Origin of the sequence: Arsenophonus apicola (assembly GCF_020268605.1) — a bacterium.
Classification (GTDB): domain Bacteria; phylum Pseudomonadota; class Gammaproteobacteria; order Enterobacterales; family Enterobacteriaceae; genus Arsenophonus; species Arsenophonus apicola.
In genome coordinates, this window is record NZ_CP084222.1 from 1365854 (window position 1) to 1391332 (window position 25479).

The 25479-nt window shown below is 42.2% G+C and carries 23 protein-coding genes and 6 pseudogenes; 25 read left to right on the forward strand and 4 right to left on the reverse strand.

The genetic code is table 11. The features are described from left to right. Positions 1–476: 476 nt before the first annotated feature. The 14 genes and pseudogenes from LDL57_RS06365 (at position 477) to LDL57_RS06430 (ending at position 10158) form a co-directional block, all read left to right on the forward strand. Positions 477–989, forward strand: coding sequence for a terminase small subunit (locus tag LDL57_RS06365; protein ID WP_180560413.1), 513 nt, complete (start codon positions 477–479; stop codon positions 987–989). A 2-nt stretch (positions 990–991) separates the two neighbouring features. Next, positions 992–2479 (forward strand): terminase large subunit, encoded by a 1488-nt coding sequence (locus LDL57_RS06370; protein WP_225507215.1) that lies wholly within the window; start codon positions 992–994, stop codon positions 2477–2479. Continuing rightward, positions 2479–3847 (forward strand): annotated as a pseudogene (locus tag LDL57_RS06375) (DUF4055 domain-containing protein). The gene LDL57_RS06370 and the pseudogene LDL57_RS06375 overlap by 1 nt, the downstream one beginning before the upstream one ends. Beyond that, a complete protein-coding gene (locus tag LDL57_RS06380) occupies positions 3844–4968 on the forward strand; it encodes a putative phage head morphogenesis protein (RefSeq protein ID WP_225507307.1) in 1125 nt (374 codons plus the stop codon). Before LDL57_RS06375 ends, LDL57_RS06380 begins: the two are co-directional and overlap by 4 nt. A 114-nt stretch (positions 4969–5082) precedes the next feature. Beyond that, positions 5083–5846, forward strand: a pseudogene (locus LDL57_RS06385) (hypothetical protein). 12 nt (positions 5847–5858) lie between these two features. Next, positions 5859–7085 (forward strand): major capsid protein, encoded by a 1227-nt coding sequence (locus LDL57_RS06390; RefSeq protein ID WP_225507309.1) that lies wholly within the window; start codon positions 5859–5861, stop codon positions 7083–7085. A gap of 37 nt (positions 7086–7122) precedes the next feature. Continuing rightward, positions 7123–7458, forward strand: a complete 336-nt coding sequence (locus LDL57_RS06395) for a DnaT-like ssDNA-binding protein (protein ID WP_225507310.1) — start codon at positions 7123–7125, stop codon at positions 7456–7458. A gap of 147 nt (positions 7459–7605) precedes the next feature. Next, complete coding sequence (locus LDL57_RS06400) at positions 7606–7959, forward strand: hypothetical protein (protein ID WP_225507219.1); 354 nt, start codon at positions 7606–7608, stop codon at positions 7957–7959. 1 nt (position 7960) lies between these two features. Then, positions 7961–8445: pseudogene (locus LDL57_RS06405) on the forward strand (hypothetical protein). Next, positions 8442–8843, forward strand: a complete 402-nt coding sequence (locus LDL57_RS06410; protein WP_180560422.1) for a phage tail terminator-like protein — start codon at positions 8442–8444, stop codon at positions 8841–8843. The pseudogene LDL57_RS06405 and the gene LDL57_RS06410 overlap by 4 nt, the downstream one beginning before the upstream one ends. 49 nt (positions 8844–8892) lie before the next feature. Further along, positions 8893–9093, forward strand: coding sequence for a hypothetical protein (locus tag LDL57_RS06415; RefSeq protein WP_225507312.1), 201 nt, complete (start codon positions 8893–8895; stop codon positions 9091–9093). Positions 9094–9115: 22 nt separating this feature from the next. Further along, positions 9116–9496: a phage tail tube protein gene (locus LDL57_RS06420; protein WP_255653918.1), complete on the forward strand. Its 381-nt coding sequence runs from the start codon at positions 9116–9118 to the stop codon at positions 9494–9496. Between the two features lie 57 nt (positions 9497–9553). Then, positions 9554–9859: a phage tail assembly chaperone gene (locus LDL57_RS06425; protein WP_180560424.1), complete on the forward strand. Its 306-nt coding sequence runs from the start codon at positions 9554–9556 to the stop codon at positions 9857–9859. 26 nt (positions 9860–9885) lie between these two features. Then, positions 9886–10158 (forward strand): DUF1799 domain-containing protein, encoded by a 273-nt coding sequence (locus LDL57_RS06430; protein WP_225505409.1) that lies wholly within the window; start codon positions 9886–9888, stop codon positions 10156–10158. 40 nt (positions 10159–10198) lie between these two features. Here LDL57_RS06430 and LDL57_RS06435 read toward each other — a convergent pair whose 3' ends face one another. Continuing rightward, positions 10199–10450 carry an Arc family DNA-binding protein gene (locus LDL57_RS06435; protein ID WP_180560426.1) on the reverse strand — a complete coding sequence of 84 codons (252 nt, stop codon included), beginning with the start codon at positions 10448–10450 and terminating at the stop codon, positions 10199–10201. Positions 10451–10853: 403 nt separating this feature from the next. Next, complete coding sequence (locus LDL57_RS06440; protein WP_225507314.1) at positions 10854–11219, reverse strand: helix-turn-helix transcriptional regulator; 366 nt, start codon at positions 11217–11219, stop codon at positions 10854–10856. A gap of 265 nt (positions 11220–11484) precedes the next feature. On the opposite strand from LDL57_RS06440, the gene LDL57_RS06445 reads away from it, so the two are divergent. The 3 genes from LDL57_RS06445 (at position 11485) to LDL57_RS06455 (ending at position 15701) form a co-directional block, all read left to right on the forward strand. After that, the gene (locus tag LDL57_RS06445) at positions 11485–12330 is read left to right on the forward strand and encodes a phage antirepressor N-terminal domain-containing protein (RefSeq protein WP_225507317.1); all 846 of its coding nucleotides are present in this window, start codon (positions 11485–11487) and stop codon (positions 12328–12330) included. Positions 12331–12421: 91 nt separating this feature from the next. Continuing rightward, positions 12422–15385 carry a phage tail tape measure protein gene (locus LDL57_RS06450; RefSeq protein WP_225507319.1) on the forward strand — a complete coding sequence of 988 codons (2964 nt, stop codon included), beginning with the start codon at positions 12422–12424 and terminating at the stop codon, positions 15383–15385. A 103-nt stretch (positions 15386–15488) separates the two neighbouring features. Then, positions 15489–15701, forward strand: coding sequence for a hypothetical protein (locus LDL57_RS06455; protein WP_180560429.1), 213 nt, complete (start codon positions 15489–15491; stop codon positions 15699–15701). A 19-nt stretch (positions 15702–15720) separates the two neighbouring features. Here LDL57_RS06455 and LDL57_RS06460 read toward each other — a convergent pair whose 3' ends face one another. Beyond that, positions 15721–16947 carry an RNA-guided endonuclease InsQ/TnpB family protein gene (locus tag LDL57_RS06460; RefSeq protein WP_180558336.1) on the reverse strand — a complete coding sequence of 409 codons (1227 nt, stop codon included), beginning with the start codon at positions 16945–16947 and terminating at the stop codon, positions 15721–15723. A 58-nt stretch (positions 16948–17005) separates the two neighbouring features. On the opposite strand from LDL57_RS06460, the gene tnpA reads away from it, so the two are divergent. Both tnpA and LDL57_RS06470 read left to right on the forward strand, forming a co-directional pair. Further along, positions 17006–17410 (forward strand): IS200/IS605 family transposase, encoded by a 405-nt coding sequence (tnpA, locus tag LDL57_RS06465; protein WP_225505529.1) that lies wholly within the window; start codon positions 17006–17008, stop codon positions 17408–17410. A gap of 224 nt (positions 17411–17634) precedes the next feature. Then, positions 17635–17976 carry a phage tail protein gene (locus LDL57_RS06470; protein ID WP_180559778.1) on the forward strand — a complete coding sequence of 114 codons (342 nt, stop codon included), beginning with the start codon at positions 17635–17637 and terminating at the stop codon, positions 17974–17976. A gap of 46 nt (positions 17977–18022) precedes the next feature. Here LDL57_RS06470 and LDL57_RS06475 read toward each other — a convergent pair. Further along, positions 18023–19152, reverse strand: a pseudogene (locus LDL57_RS06475) (RNA-guided endonuclease InsQ/TnpB family protein). A 110-nt stretch (positions 19153–19262) separates the two neighbouring features. Here LDL57_RS06475 and LDL57_RS06480 point away from each other — a divergent pair. The 6 genes and pseudogenes from LDL57_RS06480 to LDL57_RS06505 all read left to right on the forward strand — a co-directional run bounded on the left by LDL57_RS06480 (position 19263) and on the right by LDL57_RS06505 (position 25469). Beyond that, positions 19263–20001 (forward strand): annotated as a pseudogene (locus LDL57_RS06480) (phage minor tail protein L). Further along, entirely contained in the window at positions 19998–20711 is a 714-nt protein-coding gene (locus LDL57_RS06485) for a C40 family peptidase (RefSeq protein ID WP_225505393.1), read from the forward strand. The pseudogene LDL57_RS06480 and the gene LDL57_RS06485 overlap by 4 nt, the downstream one beginning before the upstream one ends. Then, complete coding sequence (locus LDL57_RS06490) at positions 20708–21316, forward strand: tail assembly protein (RefSeq protein ID WP_225507321.1); 609 nt, start codon at positions 20708–20710, stop codon at positions 21314–21316. Before LDL57_RS06485 ends, LDL57_RS06490 begins: the two co-directional genes overlap by 4 nt. A gap of 51 nt (positions 21317–21367) precedes the next feature. Next, a pseudogene (locus tag LDL57_RS06495) lies at positions 21368–24553 on the forward strand (TipJ family phage tail tip protein). After that, positions 24553–24861: a hypothetical protein gene (locus LDL57_RS06500; RefSeq protein ID WP_180558310.1), complete on the forward strand. Its 309-nt coding sequence runs from the start codon at positions 24553–24555 to the stop codon at positions 24859–24861. Before LDL57_RS06495 ends, LDL57_RS06500 begins: the two are co-directional and overlap by 1 nt. Further along, positions 24861–25469 carry a hypothetical protein gene (locus LDL57_RS06505; RefSeq protein WP_225507323.1) on the forward strand — a complete coding sequence of 203 codons (609 nt, stop codon included), beginning with the start codon at positions 24861–24863 and terminating at the stop codon, positions 25467–25469. Before LDL57_RS06500 ends, LDL57_RS06505 begins: the two co-directional genes overlap by 1 nt. Positions 25470–25479 lie beyond the last annotated feature (10 nt).

Below are 25479 nucleotides of genomic sequence, written 5' to 3' on the forward strand. Positions count from 1 at the left end.
TTGGTTTATTATTGTTTCTGTCTAGATGGGCTAGCGCAATAACCGTGACCTTCAGGACAAAGAAAGCACTTATGTTTCTTATGATATAATTTTAAACATTCAGCGTTATTTGTACCTTCAGTAGGATAATCGATTATTGGCTCTTGGGTTACAGCAAAAAAAAGGACTAATGCTTAAAAAACCAATCGAAATAATCAATGCATTGGATAATGATTTCATGTTTTATCCCCCAGAAGAAAATGAATATTATTACTAATAATATCTCTTTAATTTAACATTTAAATAACTTTTTTGTAAAATAATAAAAATTCTATAAAAGTGAAATTATCAGCATTTTATGTAAGTTTATTCGATGTGCTGTCTCAAATATTCCCGATGTTACACAAATCAAACCAGCATAATATTCTTATTGGCATTCATTAAATACACTGATCATATTGTGAAATTTTTTAAATTAAAACAAACAAGGTAAAGATATGGCACTCACAGACAAGCAGGAAGCATTTTGTCGCGAGTACCTGATTGATTTGAATGCGACTCAGGCAGCAATTAGAGCCGGGTACAGTGAAAAAACAGCAAAAGATATCGCATGCCAAAACTTAGCAAAACTCAACATTCAAAAACGCATACAAACCCTCATGGAAGAACGTAAGAATCGCATTGAGGTTAATGCTGACTACGTGCTTAAGCGGCTGGTTGAGATCGACCAAATGGATGTACTCGATATTCTGACCGATTCTGGCGATTTAAGACCGATCAAAGATTGGCCTAAAGTTTGGCGGACAACATTAAGCGGTTTAGATATTGCAGCCATACGAGTTGATGGTGCAGAAGCATTGCTCAAAAAAGTAAAGTGGCCAGATAAAGTTAAAAACCTTGAGTTACTTGGCAAGCATGTCTCAGTACAGGCTTTTAGAGAACAAGTAAAAAATGAGCATGATGTGGTCGGAACGTTATCTAATCTTATGGACGAACTTTCACAAAAATAACTATGAAGCCACAACATTTAGCTTTATTGCGCGATAAGCTTTGGCGACTAAATCATCTTTATTGGATAACGGATAAAACCGGAAAACCAATTCGATTTGACATGACCCCTGAGCAGTTATTCTATTTTGAAGGAATGCATACCAGAAATATCATTCTAAAGGCGCGTCAGCTAGGGTTTACGACTGAAGTGTGTATTATTCAGCTTGATGCGGCGTTATTTGAATCTGCCAGGTGTGCATTAATTGCGCATACTCTTAATGATGCTAGGCGATTATTCAGAGAAAAAACCAAATACGCTTATGAGCGACTACCGGCTGAAATAAAAGCGGCTAACCCAGCCAGTAATGATTCAGCGGGTGAGCTGGTATTCCATAAAGGGGGTTCACTTTACATTAGTACTTCATTTCGCGGTGGTACATTGCGTTATCTGCATGTTTCTGAATTTGGCAAGATTTGTGCAAAATATCCTGATAAGGCACGTGAAATTGTAACTGGTGCTTTTGAAGCGGTATCCAATGATTGCTTTGTCACTATAGAAAGCACGGGCGAGGGAAGATCTGGTTACTTTTATGATTATTGTCAGTCTGCTGAAAAAGCACAACTTCAAGTAAAAAAACTTTCACAGCTCGATTGGAAATTCTTTTTCTTCCCATGGTGGGAAAACAATAATTATGCAATTGATCCGGTTGAGCCCATTCCAAAGCGGCTAATTGATTATTTCACTGAGCTGTCCGGCAAACATGGCATTTGGTTAACCGACAAACAGAAAGCCTGGTATTACGCAAAAGAGAAAACGCTTGGTGATGATATGAAGCGGGAATATCCCTCACTTCCCGCTGAAGCTTTCCAACAATCAGTAGAAGGCGCCTACTATGCCAGGCAGTTTCGTTATCTTTATCAAAATAAACGCATTGGGACATTGCCTAATAACAGCCATTTGCCAGTACATACATATTGGGATATTGGGGTAGGTGATTCAACGTCAATATGGTTTGTACGTGAAGTGGGAAATGAATTTCATATTATTGATCATTACTCAAATAGTGGTGAAGGGTTGCGGCATTACATGAAGATACTGAAAGATAAAGGCTATACCTACGCCAGTCACAATGCACCTCATGATATTGATAATCGTGAATTTGGTTCTGACGCAAAATCCAGGCGTGAAATTGCCAGAGAAGGCTATGAGATTGATGGGCAGAAATATGCAATACGATTTGATGTAGTGCCAAAACTTTCCATTGATGAAGGGATTGAGGCGGTACGTGAAATATTGCCAAATTGTGTATTTGATGAACATCGATGTGCCGATGGAGTTGCTCATTTAGAAGCTTATCGCAAAGAGTGGGATGACAAGCTGGGTTGCTGGAAAGATAAACCCCTACATGATTTTACGTCACATGATGCTGATGCATTTCGATATTTTGCGATTAGCCGAAAAAATAAACAGCGTCCCGCCTTTGAGATTAATTTAGGAACCACATTCTAATGAGTATGTCTAGTGTTGATTTTACCCGTCCTGAATATAAATTGTTTGTGTTGCAATGGGCATTAGTTCGGACAGTTTGTAAAGGGGATGATTCAGTAAAAAACTATCTGCCGATATTAGAAGAATCGAATAAAGAACGCAAAAGGAAACGTAATAGCGATTATCAAGATCGTGCGGTGTTTTATCCGATAACCGGTCATACCCGTAATGGGATGATAGGAATGGCTTTTAAAAAAGATCCGCTGGTTGAGATTGATGAAAGACTGGCTTATCTGAAAGAGGATGCTGATGGAGCGGGTTCAAGTCTTTATCAGTTAGCCCAATCGTCATTGGAATCCGTCTTGGAAGTGGGACGACATGGCTTATATGTCGATTATAATAACGAGTCAAAGCAAGTCTATTTTTTTCAATACAAAGCCGAAGATATTATCAACTGGCGAATGCAACGCATTAATGGTCGTAATCGCTTAACTCTGGTGGTATTACGTGAAACAGTAGAAGAACAAGACGGTTTTGGATTCAAGGATACCATTCAATATCGTGTTCTGGCTATTGAAAAGGGAAATTTATCTGTCGCGTTTATCGAAAACCTGCAGGAAACAGTGTTTACCAAATAGATGTTGAATATATCCCTGATCGCGGTGGCTCAGGTGCTTGGGAGGAGATCCCGTTTACCTTTATAGGTGCTCAAAATAATGATCACACTATTGATGAAGCGCCGTTACTTGGACTCGCCAAAATCAATTTGGGTCATTATCGAAATTCCGCCGATTATGAAGATTCGGTTTTTTCTGTGGTCAGGTGCAACCCTATATTAGCGGCTTGAAAGATGAATGGCGTGACTGGTTAGAGAAAAAGGGTATATTAGTCGGCTCCCGCTCACCCATTTTGTTACCTGAGCAAGGTTCCTGTGGTTACATTCAAGCACAGCCTAACATGCTAGCGAAAGAAGCGATGGACAGTAAGCGTGATTATATGGTGGGGTTGGGCGCTCAATTAGTTTCTGCTGATAATAAAGTGAAAACCGTTATTCAATCAGTGGGTGAATTAAGTGCACAAACATCTGTCCTGAGTATCTGTTGCGCGAATGTCTCAGAAGGTTTAACTAAAGGGTTAAAGTGGTGCGCTGAATATGCGGGTGCTGAACCTGATAAATGCGTATTTGAAATTAATAGGGACTTGGTCAATCACATTGCCGATAGCACGATGATACGTGAGATAGTGTCAGCCTGGCAATCTAGCGCCATTCGTCAATCTGACCTGGTGCGTAACTTGCAAAAATTTGACATTATCAATCCGGCTGATGAGGTTGATGTGGTGGTGGATGAACTCAATAATCAGCAACCCACTATGATAGGTGAGCGATGAGAACGGTGAATGAGCGCCTGATGGATGAATTACTTGCTCACTCGCTGTTTTCTGGTCGTTATGCTAGTGGGGTTGCTAAAAAGATGGTTAACACCCTGAATGCATTTGACGCTCAGCTCAGTGCATCCTTAATTGTGGCACTGGATGATGCCAATATCGATGCTGATAGTTTTACTGTCAGGCGATTAGAATCTTTGCTCGCCAGTGTTAAGGCTATTAATAAAAATGCGGTAGCCAACGCGTTTTCCCTTTTAAAGGGCGAGATGAAGGCGCATGCACAATATGAGGTAGATTATTATCCCGCTTTATTTGATTTTCTAATGCCAGAGGTTGTTCTTCGTCAATATCCATTGATGAGTCTCACCACAGATATGCTTTATGCAGCGGTGATGGCGCGCCCATTGCAGGGAAAACTGTTATCTGAGTGGGCTGAGGGTCTGGAAAAAGACCGCATGACGCGCATTAATAATACCGTTCGCAATGGGTATTTGAATGGCGATAGCGCTGTAGAAATGGGTCGTAAAATACGTGGTAATGTCAAGCAAGGCTATAAAGACGGTGCACTACAAATCAGTCGGGCAAATGCAACCAGTATTGCCAAAACCGCAATTAATCACCTACAAGCCACCGCCCGAAATCAGTTTGCAGAGGCTAATAAAAAACTCCTTGAGGGTAAGCAGTGGTTATCGACGCTGGACAACAAAACCTCTCATGCCTGTATTGTTCGCGATCGATTGAAATATACCCTTGAAAGTAAGCCAATCGGCCATAAAGTGCCCTATTTGCAAGGACCAGGAAAAATTCACTGGAATTGTCGTTCGACTGAAACATTGATCACTAAATCATGGCGTCAATTGGGAATTGATGTTGATGAAATGGACGAAAACACTCGGGCCTCGATGGATGGACAAACACCAGCCGAGACAACCTTTCTTCAATGGATACAACGACAATCCGCTTGGCGACAAAAGCAGGTATTTGGTGAAGTACGCTACCGGCTAATGAAAGAGGGTGGCATGCATCCGGCCCAGTTTTATAGCGATAAAGGTGAGTTTATTACTTTGGCACAATTACGAAAGATAGATGGACAGGCATTTAAAGAAGCTGGGATGGGAATTTAACCAGTATACATAGCAATCAAGGTCACTTCGGTGGCCTTTTTGTTTGCTAAATTCGGCCTAGGGCTGAGGTAATTTAACGCGCAAGGCGCATAGATAAAATCCCAAGGGGACATAATGAGCATTTTAAACATCGGTAGCAACTATCATTCATCAGTAGAAGACCCGAATGGTGGTGGCGGGGCTAGCGGCACAGCAATCACACCGGAAGTTCAGGCTATTATTGATAAGCAGATTAATGAGCAGGTGACAGGACTAAAGGCAAAAAATAGTGACTACTCGGTTTGCTCAAAAAGCAAACTGATAATTTAAAGCGCTTTGAAGGAATCGATCCTGAACAGGTCAAAGGCATTTTGCAACGTTTTGACAATGATGAAGAAGCGAAGTTGATTGCCGAAGGCAAGATTGACGAGGTTATCAATAAGCGCACGGAACGATTGCGCCATGATGTAGAAAAAAACTACAATCTGAGAAGCGACGGGCGGAAAAGGCAGAAGAATTTGCCAATAAATTCCGCAGTCGGGTTTTAGGCGATGAAATTCGTGCAGCTGCAAGTCAATCCGGCGCGTTAGCCAGTGCTCAGGAAGATTTAATATTACGTGCCAAGGGCATATTTAAAATCAATGACGAAGGTCAGGCCGTCGCTGTTGATGAGGAAAACAATCCGATTATGGGTAAAGATGGCCGTACACCTTTAACCCCGCTGAGTGGATTGATTCGCTAAAGAAAGTGCCCCCATTTATTTCCTTCTGCATCCGGTACAGGTTCAGGGATAGTAAGTCAGGGGCGCACATTTTAAACGTTCTCAGATGTCTTCATCTGATAAGGCCGCATATATCCGGCGATTCGGTCGTGAAGCTTATCTGGGATTACCAAAGTAAGGAATTAATATAATGGCAACGACGGTTAATAGTGATTTAATTATTTATAATGATTTGGCTCAAACCGCATTTTTAGAGCGCAGACAAGATAATCTTGAGGTGTTTAATCAGGCATCAAATGGCGCAATTGTACTGGATAATGTTTTTATTGAAGGCGATTTACGTAAACGGGCATTTTATCAGATAAGCGGTTCGATTGAACATCGTGACGTGAATTCTACGGATAAAGTTACCGGTAAGAAAATTGGTGCGGGAGAATCCGTTGACGTTAAAGCCCCTTGGAAATATGGCCCCTATGAAATCACCGAAGAGTCATTTAAACGACGTGGCAGGGATGTTTCAGAATTTTCTGAGCTTGTGGGTACGGATGCTGCTGATGCTTCGCTTGAGGGCTATATCAAGTATTCCCTAGCAGCATTGGGGGCTGCGATTGGCGCTAATACGGATATGATGGTCACAGCTAATATTGCTACCGATGGCAAGAAGACCCTCACTAAGGGGTTACGCAAATACGGGGATAAATTCAACCGTGTCAATCTGTTTGTCATGCACTCAACAACCTATTTTGACATTGTTGATCAGGCGATTGATAACAAGGTTTATGAAGAAGCAGGCGTGGTAATTTACGGCGGCCAACCTGGAACGCTAGGTAAACCCGTATTAGTCACCGATACTGCGCCTGTTGATGCTATATTTGGGTTAGTCCCAGGGGCTATCACTATCACGGAATCACAGGAACCTAATTTTCGCTCTTATGAAATCAACGATCAGGAAAATTTAGGCGTTGGCTATCGGGGTGAAGGCGTGGTAAATGTGGGCGTGCTCGGTTACAGCTGGGATGAATCAAAAGGGACTAATCCTGATCTGACAAAATTGGGCACAGCTGGCAACTGGAAGAAACATTTCACCAGTAACAAATTAACGGCAGGCGTAATGATAAAATTGCAGCATGAAGCGAGTTTAGGGTTATCTGTGGATAAAACCACCGCGACAGCCAATAACAGCGATGCGGTGACCATTTCACTTGATTACTCAAAAGATAATCAACCTGTTCAGGGTGGCAATGTTGAGTGGTCAAGCACAGGTGGAAAATTGAGTAAAGCGGCGACTAAAACCGATGCAAAGGGTAAGTCCAGCGTCAAATTAACCGCCAGTACAGCAGGACAATTTACCGTCACTGCGACAGTAGATGGTGAGATGCGCACCACAGAAAGTATCACTTTTCATAAAGAAAAATAAAGTTAAGGGGACTTTTGTCCCTTTTTTTGAGGTGAATATGATTGATTCGGATAAAAATTCGCCAACATTTAATAGTTATGCCAGCGTTGAGGATCCAAAGCGCTATGCCCGTGAAAGAGGAATTGATATACCCACTGATGGCTCACATATTGAGTCGATGCTGGTGAGTGCGATGGACTATTTAACGTCACAGCCATGGTTAGGAAAACGAACCCACTTAACCCAACCGCTATCCTTCCCACGCACAGGGTTATTTTATGACGGTGTGCCTATTGAGAATGACGCCATCCCTAAGCAACTCATTATGGCCCAGTGTCGGCTGGCGATTGAGTCAGAGAACGAAGATTTACAGCCAACGTTAGGGGCGAAGTGACCACAGAACGTATTGAGGGGCTATCACGGTCCAATATGCCTCGGGGACAAATTCGGGTTTACCCAAATTTGCCTGGTTAAATGGTTTGCTTAATGGCTTGTTAGATATACGTTCTGGATTTGCCATCAACACCTTTTCGGTGAGGTGATGATGAATCTTTATACTCGAATGGGTAAAACGACTGAGCGCTTGATAAAGCAGTACGGCATGGAGTATGTCTTAAAAAGAAAAGGCAAATTTTATGTTGATAAAAAGGGTCAGGAAATTATCGAACCCGATATGGTATTAAAGGCGGTCGGAGTAAAGACACAGTTTGCTATCAATGAAGTGGACAATTCCCTCGTTTTAACCAGTGATATTAAATTCATTGCGCATGCAAAGAGTAATATTCAACAGGGGGATATCATTATCATCGATAACAGAAATCATCGAGTGATTGCTGTAAAAGAGATAAAGCCCCAACGCCAAACTATTTGTTTCATTGCACAATTGAGAGCTTGATATGACAAACAATTTTACAGCCGCCATTAATGCGTTTGTCAGTAAAGCAGAAGAAAAATGGAAGTGGTTACAAAGGTGACATTCATTAAGATACTTGCAAGGTTAGTCATGATGTCGCCTGTCGGTAATCCTTCTATCTGGCAAGTGAATGCTAAAATAGCCGGAAAGGGAAAAGGAAAAGAAAGGAAGCCTGCAGGGTATACGGGGGGAAGGTTTCGTGGCAACTGGCAAGTGACGTTTGATGAAGTACCAATGAAAGAAACGGGACGAATAGATAAAAGTGGCGAGGTAACACAAGCTGAGGGCAATCATGTTATTGGTCAGTTTAAAGTGGGCATGAAGTCAGTCTATTTTTCCAATGTGGTTCCTTATGCTTATCGACTTGAGATGGGGCATTCAAAACAGGCACCGAAAGGTATGGTACGGCTCACGGCACAAGAATTTCAGCAGTTTTTTCATCAGGCCATCGCAGAGCGTAAAGGATGAACCCATTAACCATTAATACCGCGATACGGGCACATATTGCTCAATTTGCTGAGTCTGAAAATATCAAGGTTGCCTGGCCAAATTGTGAATTCGATGATATCAATGAACCCTATTTACAACTACACACCATGCCAGCGACAACGAATAATTTGAGTTTATCGCTCGATATGCCTGTATTTAGCGGTGTCATACAGATAAATGTAGTTGGCAAAGCAGGAACGGGCGACGCATTGGTCATGAATGTCGCTAATCGTTTAATAAATTTTCTAACAAACGGTTTTTCGTTGACCGATAATCTTTTTTTAAACGGCGAGCCATGTTTATTTCCAGCAATCTGTGATCAGGTTAATTATATTCTCCCCGTCAGCGTTGCTTATCGTTGTCACTCTACAATATAACATTGCCGCCATATGGTGGTTTTTCAACAGCCAATAATGAGGTTTTATCATGGCATATAATATTCCTAATGGTTCGCGTGTTTATGTAGCTAGTAAATATGCGGATGAGATAACAATTACGGCGGCTACCAATGCGACAGAGGCGGTATTAACTGTCAATTCGATTGGCAGTATTAAAACGGGCGATATTGTCCAGATTGATTGTGGCTGGAAAAAAATGTCAGGCGCTTTCAAAGTGAAAAGCAGCTGATACCAGTATTACACTGGAATCAATCGATACCACCGATAAAGCCGTTTTTCCCGTTGGTGGGGCTAAAGGAAGCTTGAAGAAAGTGGAAGAATGGGAGGCGATGCCGCAAGTCATGACATTATCGACGGAGGGCGGTGAGCAGCAAACGCAGGAAATTCAGTTTTTGGAAGATGAACAGGCAGAAACCGTTGATACCTTTAAAAACGGTATCACGCAGGTTTATACCTTTGCACATGATGCAAAATTACCTATTCGTAAGTTATTGATGAAACTGGATGACAGCAAGCAAATTACGGCAATGCGTTTTTCAATAAACGTGCCAGTGAGGATCGTTATTTTACTGCTTCGGTCTCTTTCCAGCGCGTGCCCAATACAGCTATCAACGAGGTTGAAAACGTGGTAGCCCGTTTCTCACTTAAATCTGATTTGCAAATCTATGCAGTATAATTAAGGATGCAGCATGGCGAAATTTACATTGATACCCAAGCCAACGTTTAAAGCCAATGTCCTCATTCCGGTGGCAGGCAAAAAAGAGCCAGAGGTGGTGACCTTCACCTTTAATCACAAAGCCATGAGTGAACTGGAAACCATGCGTGAAATGCCGATTGATGAGTTCTACCAGCAGATTATTGCTGACTGGGCGATTGAAGAGCCTTATCACGCTGATAATTTAAAGCTGCTATTTGACAACTATCCCTCAGCTGCGAGCGCCATTAGTACAACGTATTATAGCGAACTATTAGGCCAACGCGAAAAAAACTTCTAGCGGTCGTTGAGGCCATGTATGGCGGCATGACCGAGACCGATATCCGCAACTTTGAAGCTGCCTTTGGTTTTACGCCGGAAGACAGCGAGGTCGAAGTTTGGCCAGATGTCTGGGAGGCTTATCTTACTTTTAATGCGCTTCGTACTCAGTGGCGAATGGGGGCGAATGGCCCCACAGGGCTGGATTACAGCGTGTTATCCGACGTCATCGATTATTTGGGTATTAATCAGGATAAAGGCGCTTTATTTAATGATATACGGGTGATGGAAGCGAAAGCCTTAGCGATAATGCACCAATAAAGCGGATATTTTTATCACAGGCTTTGAAGTGGGAAGGATATCAATTTTTATTATCATACAATTTAAGTAATGTATTGAATACCATTTTCTTAACTTCTTCAGCTTGAGAATCGACTAGTTTTTCAATATCGGTTTTGTAATCTTGTGGGGTAACTGATTTATCAAGGGCATCTAGGACAATCTGCGTCAATTCTGCATTAATAGATCTGCCATTCATTTTGGCGCGCCGTTTAATTTTTTCTTTAATTTCATGGGGCATTCTGAAATTAAATTGTGGGTCATCTCTTGCCATGTCAAAATCCTTAAGTTTATTAATTATTTCATATGATTAACTTACTGGATCTATTCATTGCAGGCAGAGATATATCAATGTGTACTGCAGGTATAAGTAAATTTGTTTTTGGAATAGTATTGGTAGCGATCTTTTCTATCGGGTAACGCTGATCAAACGGTGCTAAAGAAGATTCTTTTAAACCATAAAAAATTGCCTAAACATTGTATGTTTGTGATTAATTACTGCTAGTACAAAATCTCCATCCATAAGTACATTGCATTTAGATATATCAAAAATAACTATTGCCTTTTGGGAAAGCATATTCCATTGGACCCAACAGTTGACATAGCAGGTTCATCGATTTCTAAAGCAAATGAACCAGAGCTTTGGATGGTTTTTATTTCGCGCTCTACACATTCATCTAATAAATCGTCCGATTTCCTGTTGGATCCATAGTATAGTGTAGCCAGTCAATTATTCTATTATGTTTTAGCACTGGCATGAATGACACATTCATTCTAGGACGACTAACATTATCAACTGGATGCATTAATTGAATAGGAGATTTACCAAGAACAGATCCCAGCTTTAGCAAAGTGTTTCCTCTTGGTTTAGCATTACCTGACTCATAAGCTGCTATTTGTCTCTGTGATACACCCACCAATGAAGCAAGTTGGGCTTGAGTTAGTGATTTATACGCCCGAAGGATCGTTATTTTTTGGCTAAACGGAAGCCTTGAGAACTCTTCTTCATTAATGTTCATCTTTTTCGCACTTGATTTATTCATAAAAGTTCATTAATATCCTTTTTATGAATTATTATGGCTATTTATGTAGTAATAAGCAAGGTAATATAATTGGTAAAAAGCTAATGTTGTTGATTAACATTATTTAATTAACTCTCGTGATTAAAAAAGACTTACATTTGATCAAATTTTATTTAATAGCTAAATCTAGAAGCGGTTGATGTTGTGTCTAGTAGAAAAGGCGAAGCCTTGACTAATTAGGATAGTCAAGGCCTCAAGTTTGTCCGAACCACTGAAGGAAACGAACATGAATAATATATCAATAACTAAAGCAGTTTGCACGATAAATGTACCGTTCCATGGCGCTGAGCTTTATATCGTCAACTATAACGGCGAACCATTTACCCCGATGAAGCCGATAGTAGAAGGGATGGGAATGATTTGGGCTGCTCAGTTTGTTAAGTTAAAACAAAGATTTATTTCAACTATTTCGGAAATCGAAATGGTTGCAGATGATGGCAAATCACGAAAAATGGTTTGCTTACCTCTTCGTAAACTTGCTGGGTGGTTGGCAACCATTAGTCCAAACAAAGTTAAGTCAGAAATCCGTGATAAAGTTATTCAGTATCAAGAAGAGTGTGATGATGTTCTCTATGAGTATTGGACTACGGGTGAGGTTAAAGCTAAACCACGTAAAAAAGTTAAGCAAATTGCTGGATGTATTACAGTAGAACAGCAAGAAGCCATCAAACAACTGGTACTGACTCGTGGCAAAAGCGTGCCACATGAACATCAGGGCAAAGCGACCATCACACTCTGGTCAGCACTGAAAAGTCATTTTGGTTGCAGTTATAAAGAAATCGCCGAAGAAAAATTTACTGAGGCACTGTCTCTTGCTGCTCGTGTACCGATTGAGGGTGAGTTCATTGGCAAAGCCCCTTTGCAAAATAATTTACCCGCTATTTGTGGAAGAATTATTCTTGACTATGAAAATGGCAGTGTAACTCGGACAGAAGTCGTCCCCTCTAATTATTTTATCGGGGATATTGAGACGCTAATGGAATATATAGAAAGACGCGGGGTTGTCGTGCTTGCTGATGAAACGGAACGCCGAAACTTTGTCAAAGAGAATCTCTTGCGATTAATCAACTGAGAAAACGATACATCAATCAATTGAGCACCTTAAGGTATAAATCAATTACTACGCCAGCCCTGTGCTGGCTTTTTGTTGCAAGGAATCCGGTATGACCGATATCGCCACGATTTCATTAAAAGTAAACACGGCGGATTTGGAAAGAGGTGAACAGAAGTTAAAGTCATTTCAGGGAACAGCGGAAAAGGTTGAAAAGGCTTCCTCAAATCTGGAGGGTGGATTAAAAAAAGTTAGCTTAGCCTCACTGAGAAATGTCGAAACCATTAAGACGCAAAAAAGTGAACTTAACGACCTGTTAAATCGAATTAATCCCACCAATAAAGCGTTTGATGAACTGGATAAAATTAGCCGTAAACTCGCCGCTTCACATCAAAAAGGTTTACTCCCCCTTGACCAGTTTGTTGATTACAACACGATACTGGAAGAGTCGAGAGATAAGCTAAGCCGGATGAATCTGGCACTGACCGCAGAAGGGAGGGCGCTACTTGCACAGGAAGAAGCTTCAAAACGAGCGAAGTTAGCCGCTGATAATTTTCTAAACACATTAAAACAGCAATCAGACACGATAGGCAAGACGCGAACTGAAGTTCTTGAACTAAAAGCGGCGCAGATGGGCATTTCTCAACAGGCAGCGCCGATGATTGCCAAATTAAAAGAACAAGAAAAAGCGTTTATGAATGGCGCGGTAACGATGGGGCAATATCGTCATGCAATGCGTATGTTACCTATGCAGATGACCGATGTGGTGACCTCATTGGCTTCCGGTATACCGGCCTGGATGGTATTGGTGCAGCAAGGTGGACAGATTAAAGACTCGTTTGGTGGTGTTGGTAATGCCTTTAAAGCAATAGGCTCAATATTAACCCCTACCCGATTGTTGATGGGAGGATTGGCAGGTGTTACGGCAGCTGCTGCCATCGCCGCTTATAAAGGCTCACAAGAGTTTAGTGAATTTAACAATAAACTCATTTTAACGGGTGGGTATGCAGGGAAAACGGCAGGGCAACTTGCTATGTTGGCCAAACAGTTGTCAGCAGATGGCATAACACAAGGTGGAATGGCGGATGTAATAACTAAAGTTGTGGGGTCAGGTTCATTTTCTGGCAATGAAATTGATAATATTGCCAATGTCGCTGCCAGAATGGAAAAATTGGTGGGTCAATCTGTTGATGAAACAATAAAACAGTTCCAGCGCATTAAAGATAACCCAGTTAAAGCGATTAACGAACTTGACAAAAGCCTACATTTTCTGACTACAACGCAACTAGCGCAAATATCGACATTACAGGAACAGGGAAGAAAGCATGAAGCCGCTAAAGTTGCCATGGAAGCCTATGCGACTGCAACGAAAAATAGAACTCAGCAGATAAAAGCGAATTTAGGTTATCTTGAGTCAGCCTGGGCAGTGGTTAAAGATAAAGCAAGACTCGCTTGGGATAGCATGTTAGATATTGGTCGTGAACACACATTAGACCAGAAGATACGTGATTACGAGGAAAAATTAGTTGCATTCCAGGTAAATCCGGTTGCAAGATTAAATTATTATAATGCCTCAGGGAAAACAGCGACAGATTTAAGGCGTGAACTTGATTTACTGAAAGAGAAAAAATATCAACAGGATATTGAAAATCAGAGAAAACAAGCGGCGGTAAGGGCTCAAGAGGCAGAGAAAGCACGTTTTAGGGTTGACCAGGAGCTCAAACACAAATTTGAAAATGCGGAAGAAAAGCATCAAAGTGAGCTTGAAAGAATAAGAAATTCGGGTGGTTCAAAATCCGTTATCGATGAAGCGATAAGGCGTGAAAATGCCCGTTATGCGAAAGAAAAATCAAGTTCAGACTCAAAAGCTGATGCATACCGCCCATCTTTAGGCACACGTTGGGAAGAAGAAGCGCAAGCCAGAAACAGAGCACTGCAGGCAGAATTACGAACATTACAGGATGAAAGTCAATATGTTGGGATTATCAGCCAGCAACGCAGGGAACTTTTCAAAACAGAAAACCAGCTAGTCATTCTTGAAGAGGCCAAAAGTGGCACAAACAAACGCCGTCTGAGTGAAGATGAGCGGTCATTATTATTAAAAAAAGAAGCCATTCTCTCTGAGAAGCGTGAAGCTGCACAGATAGGCGATAAAATTGAGAAACAAAAACAACTCAATGCCTTGCGGTTATCGAATGATGGATTGCAAGAAGAAATAAGACTCAGGCTGGAGAGCATTGGCAAAACCGAGATTCAAATAGCGAAGGAGCAAGAACTAAAGAAATATCGTGAAGAAATGGCCCGTAAAGGGATTGAGCAAGAAAATCCTGAGTATGGTCGAGGACTTTCACTGATTGATGAGAAATACAAAAATGAGGAGTCATTGCGGAAAAACTGGGAAGCAGGGATTAAGCAAGGATTTTCAAATTTCGAACAACAAGCGAGGGATGCTTATGGCAATGTCGCTAATGTTACCAAATTTGCCTTTGAGGGAATGAGTCAATCACTGACGGATTTTTTAGTGACGGGGAAGGCTAATTTTGCTGACTTCACTAAATCATTACTTGAGATGATTGTGAAGTTAATGACGCAGATGGCCATTTTAAAAGCGATGAAATCGGCTTTCGGTGGACAAACCGAAGGCTGGCGAGGAGCAGTGGCGGGTATTTTAGGTTTTTCATCAGGCGGATATGTGGGTGGTGGGGGTAAATATGACCCGAAAGGTATCGTTCATGGTGGAGAGTTTGTATTTACTAAAGAAGCGACTCAGCGGTTAGGTATTGCTAACCTGTATCGCCTGATGGATGGGGCTAAGCGAGGTTATGCGTCTGGTGGATATGTGGGGACATCTTCAGCGCCCATGTACGGCATGCAACCCGTAGCAAGCGGTGTTAATGTCAATTTAGGCGGTATTCATGTTGACGGTCAACCGTCGCAGACAAGCCCTTCCAATGTCGATATGCGCGCAGCGGAGCAATCCTTAACCCAGAAAATCAAATCGGTCTTAGTGGCAGAGAGTCGAGATGGAGGTGATTTGCATAAAATTATCAAGGCAGTCAATGGGCGGGGGTATTAATCGATGAGCGCATTTTTGATAGGAAAAAATTTCACTTTTGTTATGCTTGGCATCAATTTAGACTAAGTCAGTATTGGCCAAACGTAAAATCAAAGGAAAAACAATGAAAAAAACGTTACTGTTTTTAATCCCAACCCTATTTTCTGGCGCGGTATTAGCAAAAGCCGGTGAGAGTACGCTCTCTTTTGGTTATTTGAATGTGAAGTCTGGCGGAGAGAAGGAATTAACTGAGAAAGCGGATACTACAAAACCAGACCCTGAAGGAATTGCAACAGTTTATGCTATTGACATCCTCCCCCACCTTCACACTTCGTGACTCAGGAGGGGGATTCCCGTTAGTCGGAGACTATCTGATCGCTCAGAAGCCTGGTTCCTGCTGCTGACGGCATTACTGCACCGTTCACTTCACAGGCTAACACGGCATGTCCTGCCGCTAAAATGTTACGAGCTCCGTTGATATCTGCGTTCTCTGTATACCCGCACTCAAGGCACTCGAATCTACTTTGTGATTGACGATTTTCTTTCGCTGTATGACCACAACATGCACACCGTTGACTTGTATATGCCGGAGGCACAGCTAATACCTGACCACCGCGCCATAGCTGCTTGTACTCAAGCTGACGGCGCATTTCATACCAACCCTGATCCAGTATCGAACGGTTAAGTCCTGATTTTGCCCTGACATTCCGTCCGTGCTGCTCTTGTGTACCTTTTGCCGATTTCGACATGTTACTGACCTTTAAGTCCTCAATGACGATCATCGCGTGGTTTTTGCTGATTTCACTGGTGACTTTGTGAAGGTAGTCTTTGCGGATATTGGTTATATGCGAGTGGAGACGTTGGATTTTTCGCTTCTGTTTTTTCCAGTTATTGCTGAATTTAACTTTACAGCTTAACTGACGCTGGAATTTCGCCAGCTTTTTTTGGTTGGTTTTAAAACTGTTTACAGGTTCAAACACTGTGCCGTCTGACAGCGTGGCGAGTCTGGTTACACCTGCATCCAAACCAATCATTGTTGCTGACGAATGAGGCTGAATGTCCATTTCCAGTTCGACCTGAAACGATATATACCAGTGTCCCGCATGTTGGCTAACGGTTGCGTTTTTAATCTTACCGTACAGCTTTTGCGACTGCCGGAACTTTACCCATACCAAACCTGACGGTAATCTCACTCTGCCATTATCGAGCTGACAATATTTATCAAAATTAACAAAACGAACTGAATCACGCCCGTCATTTTTCCTTTTAAATACAGGAGCTTTTGCTGCCAGTTTTTTATCAAAGCAGCGTTTCCATGCCCCGTGCAGATCTTTGAGTTTCTGCTGAAGATTATCCGTGTAGGCTTCTTGCAAAAAGGAATGTTCCGGCTTTTTTTTCCATTCTGTGAGCATCCGATTTAGTTCAAACGCTGACGGTAGTTTACCGCCGGATTCAATAATGCGTTGCGTCTCTGCTAGCCCGTAATTCCAGATAAAACGAGCGCATCCGCACAACTGCCGCAAACGTTGCGACTGTTTTTCGGTTGGTTCGAGTCTGAATTTGTAGGCTTTTAGAATTAGCATTATTACTCAGTGTGTAGTAAATTATCTCACTATCTTACCGTATATCCGGTTAATTTCAATGCAAAAATATAAAATCAACCGTTCAAGACATGCAGCGTTTCTTTTACATGTTCACCTTGTCTTTGTGACTAAGTACCGAAAGAAAGTACTCAGTGGCTTGCACTACAAAGCATTTCATCAGTATGCAGGTGAAGTGTGTCGCGACTTTGGGGCTGATTTAAAGGAAAGTAACGGAGAGTCCGATCACGTTCATATGCTGATCGAGTACCCGCCCACAGTGCAGTTGTCAGTACTAGTAAACTCGCTGAAAGCGGTAACGTCTCGTCGTCTGCGTAATGAGTTTCTAGACTTGCGTGGGGCTTACGGCAAGCCAGTGTTGTGGTCTCGATCATACTTTGCAGGTTCGTGCGGGGGAGCACCGCTGGAAGTTGTTAAGCAATACATTCAAAATCAGCGTGGCTGATCATTCTTCGGGCTTTTCAAGCCCGACCAAATTCCCCTCCCACCTTATGTCGGTGGGAGTACCCTTTGGAGGTTAAGATGGAGTTGGCTCATCGTGCAGGGTACTTAATTATTCGTAAGGATAAACTGTTGTCACTGCACAATGAGTGGTAATACGTAACAAATCAATCATCGTATAATTTACAGGTCACTGCTCAGGTGGCCTTTTTTTATGGAGTCAAGTTAATGGATGAATTTAGATGGCGAACCCAGATACAAGACAGCCCAACGGGCGAGTACAGGCACCGAATCAAAGAAGTTGAATTTGGTGATGGTTACAAACAGGTAGCAGCCGATGGCATTCATCCCGAATCGCAATCCTGGCCATTTTCTTATTTAGGTAAAAAAGCCGAAGTGATGCCTATCTTTGATTTTATTCGCCAACACACTTCAAAGTCTTTTATCTGGATTCCCCCTTTTGGTGTCAAGGGAGTGTATCGGGTAAAAGCTGATTCGATCAAGATGACTCCGGTTGCGCGTGATGTCATGAAAATATCAGCCACGTTTGAGGAGGCTTTCTCAGCTTGACTGCTCCCTACCTAAAGGAAGGGATTCCCAATTCACAGAGCCTAACCTAAGCCGCATTAAGCGATTTAGGGCTTATAGGCTCTCCAGAGCTAACACCGCTAGACCAGCGGCTTTTATGTTTTTAGCAGCGTTAATATCTCGGTCATGATTAACGCCACATTCAGGACAGCGCCACGACCGAATATTTAACGCTAATTTAGATAGTGTATATCCGCAATCGCTACAGCGTTTTGACGAAGGAAAGCACTGATCGATGGCAACAATAGTGCGCCCGTACCAATTAGCCTTATATTCAATTTGGCGAACAAATTCGCCCCAACTTGCGTCAGCTATCGCTTTAGATAGCTTAGGATTTCGGATCATGTTTTTTACTTTCAGGGATTCAACACAGACAACTTGGTTTTCGTTAATCAGTCTATGGGATAGCTTATGCAAGTTATCCAGTCGGCAATCAGTTATTTTCGCATGGAGTTTTGCAACTTTTAAACGTGCTTTAGTACGATTGTTTGAACCTTTTTTCTTTTTGCTCAAACGGCGTTGTAGTAAAGCTAATCGTTTCGAATATTTAGTGGTGTGGCGGGGATTGCCGGTTTTTAATCCGGTGTCGGTGACGAACAAGTCTTTTAAGCCAATATCAATACCTGTCATTTTTTCAGAAACAGGTAGTGATATTGGTTCAAATTCACACAAACAGGACGCAAAGTATCGTCCAGATGCGTCTTTAGAGATGGTAACAGTTGAAGGTGCTGAAGGTAGTTCTCGACTCCAGCGAATATCTAAAGGTTCTTTACTTTTCGCTATGTACAGCTTGCCGTCACGGTATTTAAACGCACTAGCGGTAAATTCAGCAGATTGTTTGTGGTGTTTGGTTTTAAAGGTCGGGTATTTGGCGCGCCCTGAAAAGAAGTTAGAAAAAGCTGCTTGTTGGTGTCGTAAAACCTGCTGTAACGGTACGCAAGAAACACTGTTAAGCCATTGTACATCCGTTTCTTTCTTTAAGGCAGTCAATCGTGCGTTGGCTTGAATATAGCTAATTTTTTCTTTTCTTTCGTAGTAGGCATCGGTGCGCCAGCGAAGAATTGAGTTATAGACAAAACGCACGCAGCCGAACGTATTAGCTAAAAGCTCAACTTGTTCAGATGTTGGGTAAAACCGATATTTATAGGCGCGCTTCATATTCACATTATCACATTAAATATGTGAGGTTGTAAATGTATATAGTAAAAGTAATGTTAGTTCCTCTTTCCTCCTCCCCTGAAGGGCAAGGTTTCCAGAGGGCATTATTGATGATAATCCATTCAGATGTGCAAAAATTAGAACCCGGTGAAAAAATCCAGTTGGTGGAAGTAGACGGCAATGCATTTGGTGGCCCTGTTTTGCGTTTTCATGCTTACAACCTTCGTTACACACCCGAGGAAATTGAAAAGGCAGAAGATAAATTAAAACCGAAGCCTATCTGGTGGCAAGGTAACGAATATGGCGCATGGCCTTATGAAATTTCGGGTTTATCAAAAGTAGTGAAGGCAGCCAAGCCAGACCGATACTGAAAGTGGGTAATATTGATAGTCTGATATCATCACTGTGCCTGGAATTTGATGATATGGTTCAGGCAAAAGTAACCATTTATGAGACCTTTTCGCATTATCTGGATAGGAAAAATTTCCTGATGATAATCCTACTGAGAATCCTGATGAATGCTTTAAGCAAGTATTTTATGTTGACCGAAAAGTCATGAAGAAGCGGGGAATTATTCAGTTTGAACTGGCTTGCCCGTTTGATTTACAAGGCGTTATGTTGCCAGTACGTCAAATTCATAATCTCTGTTACTGGTGCATGCGGGGTTGGTATCGTTCAGGTAATGGGTGTGCCTATAATGGTAAACGCTATTTTGATGAGAAAGGCAATTCGGTGGATGACCCCGCCTTAGATGTTTGTGGTGGTCTGATGAGCGATTGTAAAAAACGATTTGGTGAAAATGTGCCCTTGGATTTTGGCGGATTCCCTGCGGCAGGTTTGATAAGATGATAACAAAAAGTCTTACTGAAGCAATATTCAACCACGTTAAAAAGGTATTTCCGCAGGAAGCCTGTGGGGTAATTTGCCAAAAGAGTCGTGTGAAACGCTATTTTCCTTGCCGTAATCTTGCTGCAAATCCCACTGAACAATTCGAATTATCACCAGAAGACTATGCCAATGCGGAAGACTGGGGACTGCCGGTTGCTATCGTCCATTCTCATTGTGGCGATGGCGTGACAACACACCCAAGTGAAATAGATAATCTGCAATGCGATGCTAGTGAATTACCGTGGGTAATTGTGTCGTGGCCTGAGGGGGATTTGCGTATAATTCAACCAAGAGGTGAGCGTGAATTAACGGGAAGAACGTTTGTTTTGGGTTACTCCGATTGCTGGACGCTGATTGTTGATTATTTTCGGCAAGAACACGGTATTACATTGAATAATTATAGTGTCACTTATCCTTGGTGGGAGCAAGGTGAAAATCGTTATATGGAGAATTTCATCAAAGAAGGTTTTGTTGAAATTAATGACATATCCAAAGTCAGTGATGTGGTCATTATGCAGGTTCAGTCTGATGTCGCCAATCATGCAGGTATTTTGCTGGATAACGGCATGCTACTGCATCATTTGTACGGGCAATTAAGCCGTGTCACGCCCTACAGTGATTACTGGCGTGACCGAACCGTCAAGATTGTCAGAAGGAAAGAATGGGCATGAGTGAACTGAGAACCGTCAGGTTATATGGAAAACTGGGCACAAAATATGGACGCGTCCATCAACTGGCCATCAGCTCCCCAAAAGAAGCCATTAAAGCATTATGTGTGCTTTACTCAGGTTTTGAGCGTTATCTGGCTGATGCCCATTTGAGAGGCGTCGAGTTTGCGGTCTTCAAGGGAAAGCATAATATCGGCGAAGATGAGTTTCACCTTGATACAACACAGGATATTCGTATTGCCCCGATAATTAAGGGAAGCAAAAACGGAGGACTGTTCCAAACTATATTAGGGGTAGCCATGATAGGCGCAGCAATGATGTTGGGGCCTGTTGGGTGGGCAGCCTTTGGGGCAGGCGGTTTTATGGGCGGTGCTTTAGCGTTAGGTGGGGCATCAATGGCATTAGGCGGTATAGCACAAATGTTGTCACCGCAACCGCCAGGAGCTTCGGTTCGTCAGGATGCCGATAATAAACCGTCTTATGCGTTTGGTGGTGCAGTGAATACGACTGCCCAGGGTAATCCAGTGCCGTTGCTGTATACCTTGGATAGAAAAGAGATAGGTGGGGCAATTATATCCGCAGGGATTTACACCGAAGACCAAAGATAGCATTAATCAAGAACTTTGAGTCGCTGAGGCGGCTTTTTCTATGGGTAAAATATGACAAACCTTATTTTTGGGGCAAAAGGTGGTGATGGCGGTGGGCATAACCCCGTAGAGTCACCCGATAGCTTGCTATCAGAATCAACCGCAAAATTACTCTTTGCTATCTCTGAGGGAGAAATTGCTGGCGGACTAGATGCTACCCGTATTTTTCTTGATGGTACGCCTATTGGTAATGCTGACGGCAGTAAAACTTCGAGGGCGTGACGTGGGAGTTTCGACCGGGCAGTGAGCAACAAGAATACATCAAAGGCATTCCGTCAGTTGACAATGAGATTAGCATAAGCAGGGAATTAAAAGATGAACAACTGTATATCAGGTCGATAAATAATATCCAGCTGTCAGCTATTCGGTTACGTTTCTCTGTACCACAACTTCTAGAACAACACGATAATGGCGATACCTCCGGTTACCGTATTGATTATGCCATTGACCTGTCAGCGGATGGGAGTGGCTACAAAGAAGTGTTGCGGGCTGCCTTTGATGGAAAAACAACCAGCGAATATCAGCGGACGCACCGTATCGATTTGCCTGTAGCCAAAACCGGCTGGCAATTGCGTGTTCGTCGCCTCACTCCTAACAAAAATACGGCGCGAATTGCCGATAAAGTGGTTGTTGCAGCCATTACTGAGGTGATTGACGCAAAATTAAGATATCCTAATACCGCTTTATTGTTTATCACCTTTGACGCAAGACAATTTAATAATCGCATCCCCAAAGTCAGCTTGCGTCCCAAAGGTGGTTTACTGGTAAAAGTACCCTCAAACTATGACCCTGTAAACCGAACTTATTCGGGTGTCTGGAATGGAACTTTCAAGCTAGCCGCGACGAACAATCCAGCCTGGATTTTTTATGACTTGGTTTTAAATAACCGTTACGGTTGTGGAGAACGGATTAATAGCACACAGATAGATAAGTGGGATTTATACCAGATAGCCCAGTATTGCGATGAATACGTCCCTGACGGTCAGGGTGGTTCAGGTAAAGAGCCTCGTTTTTATGTGATATTTATATTCAGTCTCAGGAATCGGCTTATCAGGTATTGCGTGATATTGCGGGTATTTTTAGGGTATGACGTTTTGGGCGGATAATTCTGTCAAAGCGGTGGCTGATATGCCATCGGATATCTTTCGGATTTTCACGCAAGCAAATATCGTCGATGGAAAGGTGACCTATTCAGGCGGTAGTCAGCAAAACCGTTATACGCAGGTACTGGTTTCCTATTCGGATGCCGATAATCACAGTCATGATGCTATTGAGGCGGTCTCTGATAGCAAACTGCAGCGTCGTTATGGTGTGCGTAAAACGGATATTTCGGCGATTGGTTGCACTCGACAATCAGAAGCAAACCGACGCGGACGCTGGATATTATTAACGAATGCTTATGACAGGACGATAACCTTTTCAACTGGGCTGGAAGGTGCTATCCCAACGCCTGGGCAGATTATTGGCGTGGCAGACGCAAATCTTGCTGGCCGTATTATTGGTGGCAGGATTTCATCTGTTGATGAGAGAAAAATTACGCTCGACAGGAAGGCAGATATTAAATCGGGTGACAGACTTATCATTAACTTACCTGATGGAAAATCAGAAGCAAGAACAGTCCAGACGGTTAACGACAATATTATCACTGTAACAGCCCGTTATTCTCAACCCATTGAAAAAAATGCGGTTTGGACAATAGATGCCAACGACCTGGCAATTCAGCTTTATCGCGTAATTAGCATTCAGGACAATGCCGATAATACCTATACCATCACGGGGACTTTCCATAATCCAGATAAATATGCGCATATTGATGCTGGAGCCAGGATTGATAAAAGACCCATTACTGTCATCCCCCCTGGTGTCCAATTACCTCCAAAGAACGTACATATCTCTGCTTATACCCATATCAATCAAGGGATTGCTGTTACAACGTTAAGAGTTGACTGGGATGCCACAGAAAATGCGATTGCCTATGAGGCACAATGGCGAAGAGGGAATAATAACTGGGTAAGTATACCTCGAACGTCAACACCGAGTTTTGAAGTTCAAGGGATATATGCCGGACGCTATCAGGTAAGAGTAAGAGCCATAAACTCATCGGATATCTCATCTATCTGGGCGAATGCTCCTGAGACAATACTGAAAGGTAAGGAAGGCGAACCTCCTGCACCTGTTAACTTCAGGGCTTCCACATTGGTGTTTGGGATAAAATTAGACTGGGGATTTAACGAAAATACGGAAGACACGTTAAAAACAGAGATTCAGTGCAGCGAAACCAATGACGGTGAAGGTTTGATGTTACTGGCTGATATACCTTATCCTTCAAAAAGCCATGAAATGTCAGGGTTGGCCGCAGGGACAGACTTTTATTTTCGCGCAAGACTGGTTGATAAATCCGGTAACCAGTCACCGTGGACAGAATTTGTGCGGGGTGAGGCAGAATTTGATGCTAGCAGTATCATTGATGAAATAGACAAAAAAATTAACGATACGGAAGCGATTAAGCAGTTAAAGAAAGGGATAGACAGTAGCACAGAAGCGATACTGGAAAACGCGAAGGGACTCAACGGCAATACGCAGTATTTCATGCGTCAAAACGGCAAAATGAAAGCGGAAATTGTCAGGGTTGATAATTATGTGGTAACCGAGACTAAAGCCTTAGCCGAGTCTATCCATCAGGTCAGAGCGACAGCGGATAAGTCATGGGCAGCCGCTCAGAATTCACTACAAGCTAAGTACGACATGAAAAAGGGTGAGGCTTCTGCAACTTGGACATCGTTAGTCAAGATTCACTATGACGGTGTGGATTATGACGCTGGCATGGTGATTGGGGCTGAGCTTAAAAACGGTAAAGTTAGTACACAGATAGGCTTTAGTGCGCAGACTTTCATTATTTACAATCCGGTTAATGGGGAAAAAGTTCCTATGTTTAGTATTCAGAATGGGCAAACTTTTATTAATGATGCGTTAATAAGTAAGGCAACCATTGAAAGTGTAGTAGTCGGTATGGAGATTCGTTCTAAAAATTACATTCCAGGGCGATCTGGATTTTATTGGAATATGCAAAATGGTCAAATGGAGAATATTGGCTCTGATAAACAAGGGAAGATGAAGCAAACCAATACCACAATTAGTATAGCTGATAATCAGGGACGCTTAAGAGTGCAAATTGGTAAAATAACGGGGGTTTTTTGATGTGGGGTTTTCGTACATGGGATGGAGCAGGACGAATAAATAATTCCGGCGTTATTCCGTTTTTAACGGCAGGAATAATAACAGTCAAGAAAAATCAAACCAATTTTAGCTACCATTATGATTTGCCGTCAGGCTATAAACTCGATTATACGATAATAGACGGAGGAGGAGATATCATATCCAATCTGGAGACAAAAAATACATTTGATATCAAAATCAACAATAATGAAGTGATAGGTTATCCTTCTTCATGGGGTATACCTTCTTCGACTGAAAAACAGATCTTAGTATTTTATAGGAGAAATTAATGTTCGGCGCTTTATTGACCGCCCCAGATGGAACCCCATGGATTCTCCCACAAAGTACTCCGCTTTGCCTTAAATCCATAGTCAATGATGTAAAAGATTTGCCAGGCTTGCCAGATGGCATATTGAGTTTGCGTTTCTTTCAATACGACCAGCAAAAAAAGTTGGCAAGATATTATCTTTTTACGAATGAAGAACAACAACCGCCTATTGGACAATGGGGTGTCAGTTTTTGGGATGAGAATGGGAAATGTATTGTACATACAAAAAGTAAGACACTAAATGTTAAGGGTTCTTTGCAAAACATAAGTAATGATAAAAAATATTGGCATATAAGAAGATATAAAGAAAAAATTAAAGGGAGTGTCGCTGTGTTAGATACGGTAGCGGGATATGGTTTTTTTTTAGTTAATCCTTATAATCCTGAAGGGAGCAATATATTTTTACCGATATACGTTTTCTATATACCCTATGCGTACAAGAACGGTAGCACAACTGAAATAGGCTATCGCTATGAAGGTGAAGATTTTAATTACAATGAGATTCTCTCAGAGAGATTCACAGGCATTCATAGCCGAATAGTTTATATTGACACTGCTGAATACGATTAAGGGCGCCCTC

Excerpts from the sequence above, each read along its gene's own strand:
- LDL57_RS06425 (WP_180560424.1), top strand. The coding sequence starts at position 9,554 with ATGGCGAAATTTACATTGATACCCAAGCCAACGTTTAAAGCCAATGTC.
- LDL57_RS06505 (WP_225507323.1), top strand. The coding sequence starts at position 24,861 with ATGTTCGGCGCTTTATTGACCGCCCCAGATGGAACCCCATGGATTCTC.
- LDL57_RS06500 (WP_180558310.1), top strand. The coding sequence starts at position 24,553 with ATGTGGGGTTTTCGTACATGGGATGGAGCAGGACGAATAAATAATTCC.
- LDL57_RS06380 (WP_225507307.1), top strand. The coding sequence starts at position 3,844 with ATGAGAACGGTGAATGAGCGCCTGATGGATGAATTACTTGCTCACTCG.
- LDL57_RS06415 (WP_225507312.1), top strand. The coding sequence starts at position 8,893 with ATGGCATATAATATTCCTAATGGTTCGCGTGTTTATGTAGCTAGTAAA.
- LDL57_RS06410 (WP_180560422.1), top strand. The coding sequence starts at position 8,442 with ATGAACCCATTAACCATTAATACCGCGATACGGGCACATATTGCTCAA.
- LDL57_RS06435 (WP_180560426.1), bottom strand. The coding sequence starts at position 10,450 with ATGGCAAGAGATGACCCACAATTTAATTTCAGAATGCCCCATGAAATT.
- tnpA (WP_225505529.1), top strand. The coding sequence starts at position 17,006 with ATGCAAAAATATAAAATCAACCGTTCAAGACATGCAGCGTTTCTTTTA.
- LDL57_RS06395 (WP_225507310.1), top strand. The coding sequence starts at position 7,123 with ATGATTGATTCGGATAAAAATTCGCCAACATTTAATAGTTATGCCAGC.
- LDL57_RS06450 (WP_225507319.1), top strand. The coding sequence starts at position 12,422 with ATGACCGATATCGCCACGATTTCATTAAAAGTAAACACGGCGGATTTG.
- LDL57_RS06455 (WP_180560429.1), top strand. The coding sequence starts at position 15,489 with ATGAAAAAAACGTTACTGTTTTTAATCCCAACCCTATTTTCTGGCGCG.
- LDL57_RS06490 (WP_225507321.1), top strand. The coding sequence starts at position 20,708 with ATGAGTGAACTGAGAACCGTCAGGTTATATGGAAAACTGGGCACAAAA.
- LDL57_RS06365 (WP_180560413.1), top strand. The coding sequence starts at position 477 with ATGGCACTCACAGACAAGCAGGAAGCATTTTGTCGCGAGTACCTGATT.
- LDL57_RS06370 (WP_225507215.1), top strand. The coding sequence starts at position 992 with ATGAAGCCACAACATTTAGCTTTATTGCGCGATAAGCTTTGGCGACTA.
- LDL57_RS06470 (WP_180559778.1), top strand. The coding sequence starts at position 17,635 with ATGGATGAATTTAGATGGCGAACCCAGATACAAGACAGCCCAACGGGC.
- LDL57_RS06485 (WP_225505393.1), top strand. The coding sequence starts at position 19,998 with ATGATAACAAAAAGTCTTACTGAAGCAATATTCAACCACGTTAAAAAG.
- LDL57_RS06390 (WP_225507309.1), top strand. The coding sequence starts at position 5,859 with ATGGCAACGACGGTTAATAGTGATTTAATTATTTATAATGATTTGGCT.
- LDL57_RS06445 (WP_225507317.1), top strand. The coding sequence starts at position 11,485 with ATGAATAATATATCAATAACTAAAGCAGTTTGCACGATAAATGTACCG.
- LDL57_RS06460 (WP_180558336.1), bottom strand. The coding sequence starts at position 16,947 with ATGCTAATTCTAAAAGCCTACAAATTCAGACTCGAACCAACCGAAAAA.
- LDL57_RS06440 (WP_225507314.1), bottom strand. The coding sequence starts at position 11,219 with ATGAATAAATCAAGTGCGAAAAAGATGAACATTAATGAAGAAGAGTTC.
- LDL57_RS06400 (WP_225507219.1), top strand. The coding sequence starts at position 7,606 with ATGATGAATCTTTATACTCGAATGGGTAAAACGACTGAGCGCTTGATA.
- LDL57_RS06430 (WP_225505409.1), top strand. The coding sequence starts at position 9,886 with ATGACCGAGACCGATATCCGCAACTTTGAAGCTGCCTTTGGTTTTACG.